The following is a 15,581-nucleotide window of genomic DNA, read 5'->3' as shown; positions in this document are numbered from 1 at the left end:
CATGACTACAGAAACTTATTCAAGCACAGATATTGCCATTGTCGGCCTAGCAGGTCGTTTCCCAGGAGCTGAGAACGTAGATGCCCTATGGGAAAACCTAAAAAACGGGGTGGAATCAATCAAAACCTTCACAGAGGCAGAATTACGTGAACTTGGGGTGCCGGAAGCGACTATTGCTGACCCCAACTTTGTCCCTCGGTGTGCATTGTTGCCTGATCAAGACAAGTTTGACGCGTCATTTTTTGGCTATTCACCGCGTGAAGCCGAAGAGCTTGACCCACAGCAACGTCTCTTTTTAGAAACTGCTTGGCAGGCGCTGGAAAATGCTGGCTACGATGGTGACAAGTGTGACTTTCCAATAGGTGTCTATGGCGGCTGTGGCGTAAACACTTATCTAATCTCTAATTTGATGCAAAGTGGCCGTTTTAGCGATCTCGGTAATATCTCACAGCTACAAGCGCTGATGAACGGTAATAACAAAGATGCCATGACCATGACATTGGCCTACAAACTAAACCTAAAGGGTCCGGCGGTAACGGTACAAACAGCGTGCTCAACCTCTTTGGCTGCAGTCCACATGGCGACACGTTCATTATTGAATTATGAGTCAGATATGACCTTGGCTGGCGGCTCGTGGTTGAACTTTTTGCATCAGGGCGGTTATGTATATCAACCTGGCGCAATTTTGTCTCCAGATGGTCACTGTCGTCCGTTTGACGCAGATTCTCAAGGGACGGTAATTGGTTCTGGCTCTGGTGTCGTGGTGCTCAAACGCCTTGAAGATGCGATGGCTGATGGCGATACCATTTATGCCGTGATCAAGGGCTCTGCAATGAATAATGACGGTAATACTAAAGCTGGTTACACCGCACCTAGTGTGGATGGGCAGGCTGAAGTTATCGCCGCGGCACTGGAAATGGCTGACACCCCAGCAGAGAGCATTGGTTACGTTGAAGCGCATGGTACCGGCACGGTGATTGGGGACCCCATTGAAATTGCTGCGCTCACCCGCGCCTACCGAATGGATACTGAGCAAACGCAATATTGTGCTGTAGGCTCGGTAAAATCGAATGTTGGTCACCTAGATGCAGCCGCAGGGGTTACCGGGCTAATTAAGGCCGCGCTGACAGTGAAGCACGGACAAATCCCGCCGAGTTTGCACTACAAGCAAGCTAACCCAGAAATTGACTTTGCCAATAGCCCGTTTTATGTCGCGGATAAGCTGACGCCTTGGTCAAATGAAACAGGCCCACGCCGTGCTGGGGTGAGTTCATTCGGTATTGGTGGCACCAATGTGCATGTGGTCCTTGAGGAGCCACCTGTTCAACGTGCGACGCAGTCGCAGCGCAACTGGCAAATCTTACCGCTGTCAGGCCATACCAAAACTGCACTGGCCAGTCGCCGCGAGCAGTTAGCAACTTGGTTTAAGCAAGCAAGCACTCAGCCTTTGTGGCAAGACAGTGCTTACACTTTGCAAGTCGGTAGGAAAGGCCTAACCCATCGTGCTGTCGTGGTGGCGCAAAATAATGAGCAAGCGATTGCAGCACTGGCTGACGACACCAGCACATTAAGAGCGCAAGGGCAGTTAACAGTTTCGGGTGACAGACCCGTTACCTTTATGTTCCCAGGGCAAGGTTCGCAGCATATCAATATGGCCCGCGCACTGTATGAGTCAGAAAGTGTGTTTAGAGATGCATTTGACCGCTGCCGAGAGGGTCTGATAGCGCACGTTGGGCAAGATATTAAAGATCTTATTTTTGTTGATGAAGCGGACGTTGAGCACGGTGCGGCGCAACTAAAACAAACCTCAGTCACTCAGCCGGTATTATTTGCTATGGAATATGCATTGGCGCAGCAGTGGTTGGCGTGGGGAGTGAAGCCCAGCGCTATGATTGGCCACAGTATCGGCGAATACGTCGCCGCGTGTATTGCGGGGGTGTTTAGTTTAGAGGATGCATTATATCTGGTCGCTAAGCGGGGCGAATTTATTCAGGCGCAAGCACCGGGCTGTATGTTATCGGTGGCGCTCTCAGAAGCCGCTTTAGCTCCTTATCTTGATACCGACAATCTTGAGCATAAAGTTGAGCTAGCAGCGGTGAATAGCCCTGAAAACTGTGTTGTATCGGGCTCAGAGCAAGCGATAGCGGCACTATCAAATAGGCTCACAGAGCAAGGGGTCGTAGTACAGCCTTTACATGTTTCCCATGCGTTCCATTCGTCCTTGGTGAGTGATGCAGGTGAGCAACTGGCTAAGTTGATTGCTCAGGTTCAGCGCAATGCCCCAAGCATTCCATTTGTATCGAATGTAACAGGTACTTGGATAACCGACCAACAAGCGACCGACCCTCAATATTGGGCGCAGCATTTAGCACAAGCGGTTCGCTTTAACCAAGGTCTGCGCACTATCGTCAATCTTGACAATCCAGCGTCAGAAAATGGCTTAGAGCAAACTGTGCTACTCGAAGTGGGGCCAAGTAATACGCTAAGTCAACTTGCCGGACGGGATGCAGAAGTAAAAGCGCAAACGAGCATTGTCACTTCGCTACCACACCCAAGAAAAGCGCAAGAGACAGAGCAGCACTTTGCCTTAGCCTTGGGGCGTTTATGGATTGAAGGCGTAGAGATTGATTGGGATGCCTTGTATGAGCAGACGCCTCATCGCGTCGCCTTACCTGTTTACCCGTTTGAGCGAAAACGTTTTTGGATTGAAGCCGATGCAAATATTGTGGCGCAAAACAACCATAACGCCTTAGCACCAAAGCCGATTGAACAGTGGTGTTACATCCCTTCGTATAAGCGCTCGGTTCCTGATTTAACTCAGCCCGTTGAACTGGGTTGTACTTTGCTATTTGAAACACAGCATAAGGCCTGCGATCTGCTCCTTGATAAGCTGCACACGCAGAGCGATAAGCTAATTCGGGTCAAATTAGGGCAAGCATTTCAGCAAGAATCGGATAATGAGTTTGTGATCCGCGCGGCTCAGTTGAGCGACTATCAGCAACTTATTGCAAGCGTGAATCAAATTCACGGTCCTGTATCGCATATATTCCATTTGTGGAGCTTGCCGACCAGCGAGCCTGCTGATTTAAACCAAACTCAACAACAGGGCATGATGAGTTTAATCGCACTTGCTCAAGCACTTGAATCGCAACAGTTAGGTCAGCCGGTTAATTTGAGCGTAGTGAGCCAAGGGTTGGCCGATGTGTCGGGTAATGATGAGATTTCACCCGCTCAGTCGATGTTACTTGGCCCATGTAAAGTCATCCCGCAGGAGTTCCCACACATTCAATGTCAATTGGTTGATTTTGGTGCACAACTTTACGGTGACTGGGTAGATTGGTTGTTGTCAGAGCAGCATGGCGAAGCGGGCGAGGTGGTTGCTTATCGGTCTTATCATCGCTGGCTGATGGGCTTTGAAGCAACGGCCAAACCTAAGCAAAATGAAGCGATTTATCGCCAAGGTGGGGTGTACTTAATTACCGGCGGTTTAGGTGGCGTTGGTTTGGTAATGGCTGAGCATTTGGCGGAGCACTACCAGGCTAAATTAGTGTTGCTTGGTCGCAGCACGCCTTCAGAAGCACAACAGCAAAAATTAGCACAATTGCAATCTTTTGGTGCGCAGGTACTGGTTAAACAAGCGGATGTGGCGGACTTTGAACAAATGGCAGAGGTTGTCGCACAAGCACATCAGCAGTTTGGGCAGATCAATGGGGTGATCCACGCCGCTGGGAGTGGTGCAACGTCCTTAATTAGTTCGACGGATGCAGCGTTTGTCGAGCAGATGTTTGCTGCCAAAGTTGTGGGTACGCAACATTTGTTGGCTTTATTTAACGAGCAGTCACTGGACTTTATGGTGTTGTGCTCATCGCTTGCTAGCATTGCAGGTGGTTTATCTAAGGCCGCCTACGCTTCAGCCAATGCCTATCTAGATGGCATCGCACAACAATACGCACAGCGATTGGTGCAAACGGGCGGTTATCCAATACTGGCTGTTAACTGGGACAGTTGGCGAGAGGTCGGCATGGCTGGTGATATGGATATGCCTGACGGAGTCGGCATCGCGCCTCAGCAAGGGATTGAAGTTATGGCGCGCATACTCAGCGCACCAATATTGCCGCAAGTTGCGGTTTCAACGCTCGACCTTCCTGCACGATTAGAAGCCACCAAAGGTAACCTGTTAGATGCAGAATTGACTATGGCAGATGCGGCACCTCGCAGTGGTGGCTATGAGCGTCCTGAGTTATCAACGCCATATGTTGCGCCAGAAGATGATTTACAAGTTGGTATTGCGCAAGTCTGGAGCGCCATGTTGGGGATAGAGCAAATAGGCATTCACGATAATTTGTTTGAGCTGGGCGGTGACTCCTTAATGGGGGTACAAATCATGTCGCAACTAAGCAATAAATTTGAAGTGACCTTGTCACCAGCTTCCTTTTTTAAAGAGCCAACCATTTTGGGGCTTGCTCGAGTAATAGAAGCCATTCTAATACAAGAGCTACAGCAAGAGCTGGCCGAAGAGCTGGCTGAGGGAGCGAAATAAGCATGTCGATCAATGCACTATTGGCAGCGCGCAAAGGCAATATGACACTGGCGCAGAAAAAAGCCATGCTTAAACAGCTCGAGGATAAACAGCCAGTTCAGTCGAGTGCGCCAGTAATTAAAAAACTTGGCAAACTTCAAGCGCCGTTATCGGCGGCACAGCAAAGGCTGTGGTTTGAGTGGTTGATCAACCCTGAAAATACCGCATACCACCTTGGTGGGGGGATGTGTTTAAGTGGCCATCTAGACAAAGACGCGCTGCGTGCAAGCTTAGATCACTTAGCCGAGCGCCATGCTGGGTTGCGTACTCAGTTTGTTGAAGGGGAAGGCGCCAAACCTGCGCAAGTGGTTTTGCCGACACTGAGCTTACCGCTGGAATCGGTAGAGCAACATGAATTAGTCGCTGAAGTCGCAGCACTGCAAGCACATGATACAGAGCTGAGTCGCGAACAAGCGCAGGAACAGGTTTATAAAGCAAGGTTAGCGCGCTTCGCTGCAACGCCCTTTGATTTACGGACAGGTCCTTTGATGCGAATGCAGTGGTTGCAGTTTGCTCCAGAGCAGCATGTACTCTTAGTCGTGATGCACCACATAATTAGTGATGCGTGGTCGAAGAGTTTGATTATTAAAGACTTCGTTGAAATTTATCAAAAAGCGAGTCTCGCTCAACCCATCACCCATGACGCGAACCGGTTAGATTATACTGACTTTGCTCAGTGGCAAAATGATTGGCTTAACAGTGATGCTGAGCAAGTGCAGCAGCAGTGGCAATTTTGGCAGCAACAACTCACAGGTCACTTGCCTGTGGTTGAACTCGGTGTGACAAACTCAGCGAATAACGTACCTAAGGCAGAGCAACTCGTTACTCAGTTACCCGCGCAATTGGCAGCACAAGTCACACAATTTGCGCGTGAACAAGGAGTCTCGCTATTCGTCGTGTTATTGACTGCGTATCAAGCTTTGCTGCATAGATACACAAACGAAGATGAGCTGCTGACGGCGGTTCCGGTGGCAAATCGGAACCAGTTTGCTACCCATAGTGTGGTTGGCTTTTTTGTTAATATACAGCTGATGCGCTTGCCTGTTGCTGGTGAATTAACGCTGCAGCAGCTATTGCGCAACTGTGCCAAACAGTCATTAGCAATCCAAGCGCAACAAGACATCCCCATAGACTCACTGATGAAGCGTTTTCAACCTAACTTGCAGGGCGCAACGCCTTATCAAGTGATGTTCAATCATCTCAAAGATAGCAGCAGTGGTTTAGCACAATTGCACGGTGTCTCGTTGACCAATTACTTAAGCTTGACTCAGGGCGTAATGTGCGACCTTGCGTTAGATACAACCGAGCTAAGTGATGGTGGCGTGCAATTACAATGGCGTGTTGATAGTAGTAAACTTTCAGCGGCTTGGATCTCCACATTTGATGAGCAATATCAGTCGCTCCTGCGCACCTTTTGCCAAGCTCCAGAGACTCAAATTCGCGATCTTTCACTGAACAGTGCCGAACGGAAAGCGGCTTTAGCGGCGCTTGAATCCGGTGGTAAAACTTCAGCAAGCTTGCTTAGCGTACCTCAAGCATTTACGCTTCAGGCACAGAAAACCCCAGACGCGATTGCGTTAAGGTTTGCGGGCGAGTCAGTCACCTATGCTGAATTACAGCAACGGGTAAATCAATTAGCACAGTATTTGGTGGCGCAAAATATCAGCCATGAGTCGAAAGTGGCATTGCTATTTGAGCGCAGCATTGAGATGGTGGTGGCGATGCTAGCTACGCTTCAAGCTGGCGCGGCTTACGTACCAATCGAGCCTCAACTGCCCGAGGCTCGCTTACACTATATTATTGAGCAAAGCGCCTGTGCATGTATCTTGAGTCATGCTCCAGTAAAAGCGCAGCTGGCAGAGAATATCTGCGCTCAAGTAACATGGCTTGAGCACTTAGAGTTAAGCGCTTATCCAACCACAGCACCCAATGTGACAATCCATTTAGATAACTTAGCCTATGTGATTTATACCTCAGGCTCGACGGGCAAGCCCAAAGGGGTTGCATGTGTACATCGCGGCGTCGCAAATCGTTTGGCTTGGGGGCAAGCTCGCTATCAGCTTCAAGGCAGTGATAGGGTGTTGCAAAAAACGCCATTTGGTTTTGATGTTTCTATTTGGGAGTTTTTCTGGCCATTAACGCAAGGTGCAAGCCTAGTATTAGCAGCGCCAGAACAACACAAAGAACCGACACAAATTCGGCAACTTATTGAAACAGAAGCGGTGACGGTTTGTCACTTTGTTCCCTCCATGTTGCAAGCATTTATGACGGGGATAAGCAGCTCACGCGAAGCGCTGGGCGGAAAAACCTTATGTCCAAGTTTACGCCAAGTATTTACGAGCGGTGAAATGCTTACCTTGCAAACCCAACAGCAATTTTTTAGCTACTTTGAACAAACGGCACTGCACAATCTTTATGGACCGACAGAAACGGCGATAGAGGTGACAAGCTGGCAGTGTCACCAGCAAGATGACGTTATTCCAATTGGTAAACCTATCTCTGGCGTACAAGCTTATGTATTGGATGGTGCGCTCAATCAAGTGCCGATAGGGGTGGCAGGAGAGTTATATCTCGCCGGTGAGTGCTTGGCGCGCGGTTACTTATCTAGACCGGATCTCAGTGCTGATCGTTTTGTCGCGAATCCATTTGCCGATAGTAACAGCCAAGGCGCTAGAATGTATCGCACTGGCGACAAGGTAGTTTGGAATGATGAAGGTCAACTTGAGTTTTTAGGCCGCTTAGATCAGCAAGTGAAGATCCGTGGTTTGCGGATTGAATTGGGCGAAATAGAGAGCCAACTAAGGCAATTAGCCAATGTAGTTGATGCTGCGGTGTTAGTGAAAAATAGCGTTGGTGGCGAGCAATTAGTGGCATACCTGGTGCTAGCAAATGGCGCTGAGCTTGAGCCTGATACGCTTAACTCGCAACTTACTACTCAGTTGCCGCAATATATGATCCCTAGTGTGTTTGTGCAGCTTGAAAAATTGCCGCTCACTGTGAATGGCAAGCTAGATCGTAAAGCTTTACCTGAGCCATCGTTACAGCAATTTTCAACGTTTGCGGCACCACAAGGTGAAATCGAAAGTGGACTGGCCAAGATATGGCAGCAGGTGCTGCAACTTGAAAAAGTCGGACGTGACGACAACTTTTTTGCACTTGGCGGACATTCTTTACTTGCGGTGGAAACCCTGAGCCAAATCCAAGCACAATTTGGTGTAGACATTGCGGTGCGGGATGCTTTTGCTAATCCAATACTAAAAGACTTAGCTGCAATTATTTCAGCACAAACAAATCCAGAGCAAGAAGATGCCTTGCTCGACTTAGAAGCATTTATGGAGAACCTATAATGAGCAGTGAGGTCATCCAACGCATTGCTGAGCGCTTTCATCAGTTACCTCAAGAAAAACGTCAGCTGGTCTATCAAAAGGTGCAAGCCGATGGGCTGAACATGCGTCAGTTTCCCGTTTTACCTTTTCATCACTCAGCTGAGGCTGCTGAGCTGTCTTATGCACAGCAACGTCAATGGTTTTTATGGCATTTAGACCCAGGCAGTGCAGCGTATCACATCACTGGGGGGTTACAGCTTGAAGGTGAGGTAAACCTGAGTGCGTTGACACGTGCTTTTCAGCTATTAATTGCTCGTCACAGTTCACTTCGCACGCAATTTGTACAAGTTGATGCTGAGGTAAAGCAGCAGGTGCTACCAATCGAGATTGCCAATGATTTTCAGGTAGAGGTAGGAGCGGGTGATAACATTGATGCGGTGCGTCAGCAATGGTTAAACACACCGTTTAACCTCACCCAAGGCAACTTAATCCGCGTGGGGTTACTCACGCTTGCGCCAAATCAATATCAACTGGTGGTGGTACTACATCATATTATTGCTGATGGTGGTTCATTACAGATTTTAGTGGGAGAATTTGCCGCGCTGTATAGCCAATTGCTTAGCGCTGAAATTGCACCGGGAGATTTATCGAGTCAGCTGGCTCAATCAGCGCTACCGGCACTGAATATTGCCTATGGTGATTATGCTAAATGGCAAAAAGACTGGATGACGGCCGGTGAGCTTGAGCGTCAGTTAGCGTATTGGCAGCAAAAGCTCGGTGACGAACAACCGGTGTTACAACTTAAGGTGGATAATGGTTTAGCTCAACACTCAGAGCACGGCAATGCTCGCGGTGCCTCACACGCTTGGCAATTACCACAGAGCTTAACGCAGCAGCTAGGTACTTTTGCCACCAGCCATCAGGTTTCTCAGTACATGGTATTGCTGACGGCATTTCAGGTATTGCTACAGCGCTATACCGGGATGGAGCAGATCCGTGTCGGTACGCCAATCGCGAATCGACAACGGGCTGAAGTCGCCAATTTGGTCGGCTTATTCGTCAACACCCAAGTGCAGGATAACCGCTTTGACAGCCGCACTTCATTGCAACAGGTTTTAGCACAGGTAAAGGCTTCCACACTTGGAGCACAAGAATATCAAGATTTACCTTTTGAGCAATTGGTTGAAGCTTTGCAACCTGAGCGAAGTAGCGAAGTGCATCCGTTATTTCAGATATTGTTTAACTATCAGTTTGGTGATTTAAGCCAGTTACAACAGTTGCCAGGGCTCAAAGTGGGTGAATTGCCTGCAACCACAGGAGAAGTTCAGTTTGAGTTGGTATTAGATGCTCATGAAAACCGAGCGGGCGCTTGCTTTTTAACTTTTACTTACGATCAAAAGGCCATCTCCACGCAACGCATTGTTCGCATGAGTCAGCACTTTGAGCGGGTGCTTGCTGCCTTGCTCACTGAGCCGACTATGGCCCTTGGTGACATTAACTTGCTAGACGATAGTGAAACGCAGCAATGGCAGCGTTGGGGGTTAAATCCACAACTAGAAGACACCACCCCAGTGCAACAAAAGTTTAGCCGTTTGGCTCACACCCAGCCAGATGCAGTGGCAGCGGTATTTGCAGATTTAACCTTGAGCTATAAACAACTGGATGAACGTTCAAATCAGCTTGCGCAGCACCTTCAAAGCCTAAATATTGGTCGCGAAGATAGAGTCGGTGTGGCGCTACAGCGCAGTATGGATACGGTAGTGACGTTGTTAAGCGTGTTAAAAACTGGCGCAGCCTTTGTGCCTATGGACCAAGATTATCCGCCAGAGCGACTGGCTTACATCGCAGAAAATAGTCAACTCACAGCCATTATCACTCACCCTGACGCACAGTCGAAATTAACCGAGGTGCTGAAAGATACGCAGATCACACACCATTTGGCTTCTTTGCCTGTCGTCAACTTAGCACAATTGCCTTGGCAAACGTTGTCAGCCCAGCCGCTTGACGTGGCTATTCATCCCGAGCAATTGGCTTATATGATTTATACTTCGGGCTCAACGGGTCGCCCGAAAGGGGCTGCGATCAGCCATCGTGCACTGAGTAACTGCATGGCATGGATGGCAAGACAATATTCTCCACAACCTGAGGAAGCGGTATTGCACAAAGCCGCTTTTGGGTTTGACGTGTCTTGCTGGGAGATTTTCTTCCCTCTGAGTGAAGGGATGTCGGTGGTGGTTGCAAAACCTGGTGACCAACGCGATCCGCTCGAACTGAAGCGACTTATCCAACAACAAAGCGTTGCAATAACCTCGTTTCCTCCTGCTTTATTACAGGCCTTTATCGAGCTACCTGATGTGGCCGAATGCACCTCGCTGCGGCATATCATGTGTGGTGGTGAAGCCGTACCTGCTGAGTTATTCCGTGACACATACAAGGCACTGCCTGATGTTGTGATGAACAACTTGTATGGGCCAACAGAAACCACAATTCATGTAACCCACTGGCCTTTTATTAACGACAATAGAAGCTTAGCGCCTATTGGCCGAGGTATTTCACAAACCCATACCTATATTTTAGATGCCAGTTTAAACCCAGTGCCTGAGGGCGTTACTGGTGAGTTATACATAGGAGGCATCCAGCTGGCCAGAGGGTATTTTGCCCGACCAGATTTAACTGCCGAACGTTTTGTTGCAGACAGCGTGTTAGGTAATGGCCAAAGGATGTACCGCACTGGTGATTTGGCGCGCTGGAATCAAAACGGTGAGATTGAATACCTAGGTCGTAGCGATGATCAAGTACAGATCAGAGGGTTTAGAATAGAGCTGGGTGAAATTGCTGAGCAGTTAAGACGCTTACCTCAAGTGCGCGAAGCCAAAGTATTAGTGAAACACTTGGCGACCGGCGATAAATTGGTCGCTTATGTTACCGGTAATATTCAAGATGAGCAGCAATTAGCTCAAGCACTTGGTGAAAATGTACCGGATTATATGGTGCCCAATGCGTTTGTGGTGTTAGATAAAATGCCACTGACAGCCAATGGTAAAGTTGATAGCAAAGCTTTGCCTGAGCCACAATGGGCCAAAGCGCAGGAATACAGCGCACCGATAGGTGAGGCTGAAACCATGACTGCACACCTATGGGCAGATTTACTCGGCCTTGAGCGAGTGGGCAGGGATGACAACTTCTTTTCGTTAGGTGGCCACTCACTGTTGGCGATTAAGCTGGTGGAGCGTGCACGCCAAGCTGGTTGGCAAGCACAAGTGAAAACCTTATTTAGTCAGCCAGTGCTCAAACACTTCGCGGCTGCCCTTACGCCATACCGCCAAGATGCAGCACCAGAAACCGCATGGTCAGGGATTGCGACGGATACCGCTGTTATCACCAGTGAAATGCTGCCATTGGTCAGGCTGGATAATGATCAGATAGCTAAAGTCGTCGAGCAAGTAGATGGGGGCGTACAAAATGTCCAAGATATTTATCCGCTGGCGCCGCTGCAGTCGGGAATTTTATTCCACCATACTTTGCAAGAAAAAGGCGACGCTTACATTACGCCTAACCTATTACGTTTTGAAAGCCGCGCGCAGCTAAGTGCATTTGTTGATGCGCTTAACCTTGTTATTGCCCGCCATGATATTCTGCGTACAGCCATTTTTTGGCAGGGTTTGCCAGAGCCTGTGCAAGTCGTGCAGCGTCAGGCCAAAGTAGAAATCAAGTGGTTAGATTGTGCCTGTGACGCGCCACTAGCTGTTGATGAGGCAGGCTTAACGGCAGCAGCAAGACGCTTAAATGAGGCCGTAGATCCAACTCACTTTAGGCTAAACACACAGTGTGCGCCTTTAATTGCCGCCATTGCTATTGCCGAAGTGCAAGACGAGACCTGCTGGTTGCAATTGCCGAGTCATCATTTAGTGATGGATCACACTAGCTTAGAAGTACTCGTTGAAGAAGTGCAGATGATTTTAGCGGGTAATGCAGCGCTACTGCCAGAGCCTGTACCATTTAGACGTTTTGTGGCGCTAGCGCAGCAAAATCCAGAGGCCGAAGCGGAGCAAAATACCTTCTTTAGTGAATTATTAGGGGACATAGAAACGCCAACTGCGCCATTTGGATTGTTAGATATTAAGGGGACAGGTGAGGACATTCTAACCCACGAAACTGCCGTACCTGAGACACTGGCCGCCCAAGTGCGCCACCTTGCCATAAAGCAAAACACCAGTGCTGCTGCGGTATTCCACCTAGCTTGGGCGATGGTGCTACAAAAGCTGACCGGACTAAATGATCCGGTATTTGGCACGGTGATGTTTGGCCGCTCACAAGGTGGAGAAGGCGCCGATAGGGCTGTTGGCATGTTTATCAATACATTGCCGATCCGTTTTCGATTGCGCCAAGCAGATCTTAAATCAGGATTGCAACAAGCGCAGCAACTGTTAACTGCGCTTATTAGCCATGAAAGTGCGAGCTTATCCAAAGCACAATCTTGCAGCAGCGTAGCGAAAGGAACGCCGTTGTTTTCGACGCTGTTGAATTATCGTTATAGCCCAAATGCGCACAAACATGGTGATTCGAAAAAGCTCTATGTTACCGATGATGGCTGGCAAGTGTTTGGCGGTGAGGAACGCACCAATTACCCTATTGGAGTTTCTATTGACGATGCTGGAGATGGCTTTAACATCGTAGCGCAAACACTACCGAGTGTTGAACCTGCGCAGTTGTGTGGCTATTTACTGAATGTTTTGACTCAGCTTGTCGCAGAGCCGGAACTAAAGCCGCTAGGTGATTGGCAAGCGTTGACTGACAATGCGTGGCAAACTCAGCGCTTGTGGAGTGAAAACCCCATCAAAGAGAACACCCAGCAAGCGGTCTACCGCTTATTTGAAGCACAGGTGAAAAAACAGCCTGACGCTATCGCCGTGACATTTAAAAACAATCATGTGAGTTACGCTGAGCTTAACCAACAAGCAAACCAGCTGGCGCATTATCTACAATCACAAGGTGTGGGTATAGAAAGCCGAGTCGCTGTGGGCATGTGGCGTAGTGTTGAAACCGTGATAAGTCTGTTGGCAATCATGAAAGTGGGGGCCTCGTACGTACCACTAGATTTAGATTATCCAGCAGAGCGTCTGCAATATATTGTGGCGTCAAGTGGCGTACAGTTGCTATTGACTCATGCTGAAGGGGTAGATGCACTGCCGCCATTCCCTGAGCAGATCATGCAGTGTGTATGGCAACAGATAGACTTAGCGCCATACAGCCAAGATAATCTCATTGTCGATGCTCACCCTGAGCAGCTAGCTTATGTGATTTATACCTCCGGCTCGACGGGACGACCGAAAGGCGTGGCTATTAGTCACCGCTCACTGGTTAGCTGTATGCAGTGGATGCAGCGCGAGTATCAACTTACACGGGAAGATGCGGTGTTACATAAGGCGCCGTTTGGCTTTGATGTCTCTTGTTGGGAGCTATTTTTCCCACTGAGTCAAGGCGGCCGCATTGTGGTATCTGAACCCGGAGATCATAAAGATCCAGACAAGCTAATTGCACTTATCAAGGCGCAACAAGTTACAACCGCAAGCTTTGTACCTACGATGCTACAAGCCTTTATTGAGCAAACAAACCCCAGTGAAGAGAACTATTTACGTAACATTATGGTAGGAGGAGAGGCTGCGCCACCGGAACTTCGTCAACGCATGTTCGCCGCGTTGCCAGATGCCAAGGTACATAATTTATATGGACCAACAGAAACCACAATTCATGTGACCAACTGGGAGTTTACGCAAGCGCCACGAACCACAATTCCAATCGGTCGTGCTATCTCAAACACCAGCTGTTATGTACTCGATGAATACTTGACGCCAGTTCCTCAAGGGGTAGTAGGTGAGCTCTATTTAGGCGGAGTAGGGTTGAGCCGAGGTTATCTTAACCGTCCTGACTTAACCGCAGAGCGATTTATTGCCGATCCGATATCTGCATCAGGTGGTCGCCTTTACCGTACCGGTGATTTGGTGCGTTGGAATAAAGAAGGGCTGATTGAATACATGGGTCGACTCGACCACCAAGTTAAGATCCGAGGCCTGCGTATTGAGCTTGAAGAAATTGAAGCTCAGCTTGCAAGTATTAGCGGTATTCAAAAAGCTGTTGTATTGGCAAAGCCTTCGCCGTCAGGCGACCGTTTAGTTGGCTATGTGCAGTCTCAACAAGTACAGTCAAGTGATGAGCTAAAAAGCATCTTAGCCAAAGTCTTACCCGACTATATGGTGCCAAACAGCATTATGAGTCTTGAACGCTTACCACTTAGCCCGAATGGTAAAATTGACCGCGACGCTTTACCGGAACCGGTTTGGCAAGATAGCGGAGAGTTTGTTGCGCCAATAAACGATATGGAGCAAAGTGTGGCGCAAGTCTGGTCTGAGGTTTTAGGTATCAATAATATCAGTCGTTTTGCTAATTTCTTTACGCTTGGCGGCGATTCTATCGCGTGTCTAAAAGTGGTGTCATTGATGCGCCAACGTGGTTTTGAAATGGCGGTAAAACACATGTTTGAAACTGCGGATCTGAGCCAGTTAGCCTTGCAGTTAACTGAGTTGCAAGGCACTACAGGCTCCGGAAATACACTTTGTAGCGAGCCTATTATCGCACTGAATCAAAAATCAGCCGCTGCAAGTGCGCTATTTTGCTTACATGATGGTTTTGGTAAAGTGTTGGACTACACCACTTTGGCAAGGCATCTCGATGGCAAGCGCACAGTGTACGGGCTGACCTATCAGCCTGATCCCTTAACTGGGCAAGCTGCTGATTTATCTGCGCTGGTGGCATCACATCTGAGCGAAATTCGCAAAGTGCAAGCTCATGGACCTTACCGTTTATGTGGTTGGTCTTTAGGTGGCGTATTGGCGCACGCTATTGCCGCTGAATTAGAACAACAAGGTGAGCAAGTAGAGCAGCTGCTTTTACTTGACCCTTACTCGCCACCTCATGCAAGTGCACAGCGCTCAACACTGGCAGAGCAAATAGGCCCACTGATGCAGCTACAAACCTTCTTTAGCTTATTACTGAGCGAAGAAAGTGGGTTTGCCTTGATGCAAGACGTTGAAATACAAAGTACGCTGGCTGAATGCTCTGCTCAACAGCTGATATCAAGTGATGACATTCAAAGGTTGATGAAACAAGTGTTTGAGCACCCAAGGACGGAGTTTATGACGGGTTACGGACAGTTAACGGCTCAAGACTTATACCATTTATATCTGGCCTTCCAGCCGTTATTCTTGGCTGCTGTCAATATTGAGACGCTACCTGTTTACACCGGTAAGGCCGAACTGTTTTGGATGAAAGGTCGAGAGCAAGCGCATAAAGCATGGTGGTACGAATGGTTGAATAGCCAAAGTGTTTCGTCTCACGACTTGGATGTTGGGCATTTCGCGGTGGTTAAAGAGCGCACCGTATTAGAACGTGTCTAGCGAAGTTTAAAGTTAAAGTATAAAGCGGCTATAAGTCGCTTTATTTTTATCTTTAGGTTTGTCTTTGGAAATAATACCAATTGAATTAATTCTTCAATCAATTTGAAGGGTGAAATATCATATTAGCTTCGTTAAAAATTTCTCATTTAGAACAACTAAATAGCAAAATTTTTGCCTTGCTACTAAAGCTATTTCCCCGCTTCAAAATAGCTCATTTACTTA

Annotated in this window: 3 protein-coding genes; all 3 read left to right on the top strand. The window is 48.3% G+C overall.

Annotated features, from left to right (window positions below; genetic code table 11):
• Position 1: 1 nt before the first annotated feature.
• From DRB05_RS09495 to DRB05_RS09485, 3 genes are read left to right on the top strand one after another with little or no spacing between them, the layout of a single operon-like run.
• On the top strand, positions 2 to 4,540 hold the full coding sequence (locus tag DRB05_RS09495; RefSeq protein ID WP_128726735.1) for a type I polyketide synthase: 4,539 nt from the start codon (positions 2 to 4) through the stop codon (positions 4,538 to 4,540).
• A 2-nt stretch (positions 4,541 to 4,542) separates the two neighbouring features.
• Entirely contained in the window at positions 4,543 to 7,926 is a 3,384-nt protein-coding gene (locus DRB05_RS09490) for a non-ribosomal peptide synthetase (protein WP_128726734.1), read from the top strand.
• Positions 7,926 to 15,359, top strand: coding sequence for a non-ribosomal peptide synthetase (locus DRB05_RS09485; RefSeq protein WP_128726733.1), 7,434 nt, complete (start codon positions 7,926 to 7,928; stop codon positions 15,357 to 15,359). Before DRB05_RS09490 ends, DRB05_RS09485 begins: the two co-directional genes overlap by 1 nt.
• Positions 15,360 to 15,581 lie beyond the last annotated feature (222 nt).

Origin of the sequence: Pseudoalteromonas sp. A757, from assembly GCF_004103285.1 — a bacterium.
GTDB lineage: Bacteria > Pseudomonadota > Gammaproteobacteria > Enterobacterales > Alteromonadaceae > Pseudoalteromonas > Pseudoalteromonas galatheae.
This window is presented reverse-complemented; position numbering and strand designations above follow the sequence as displayed.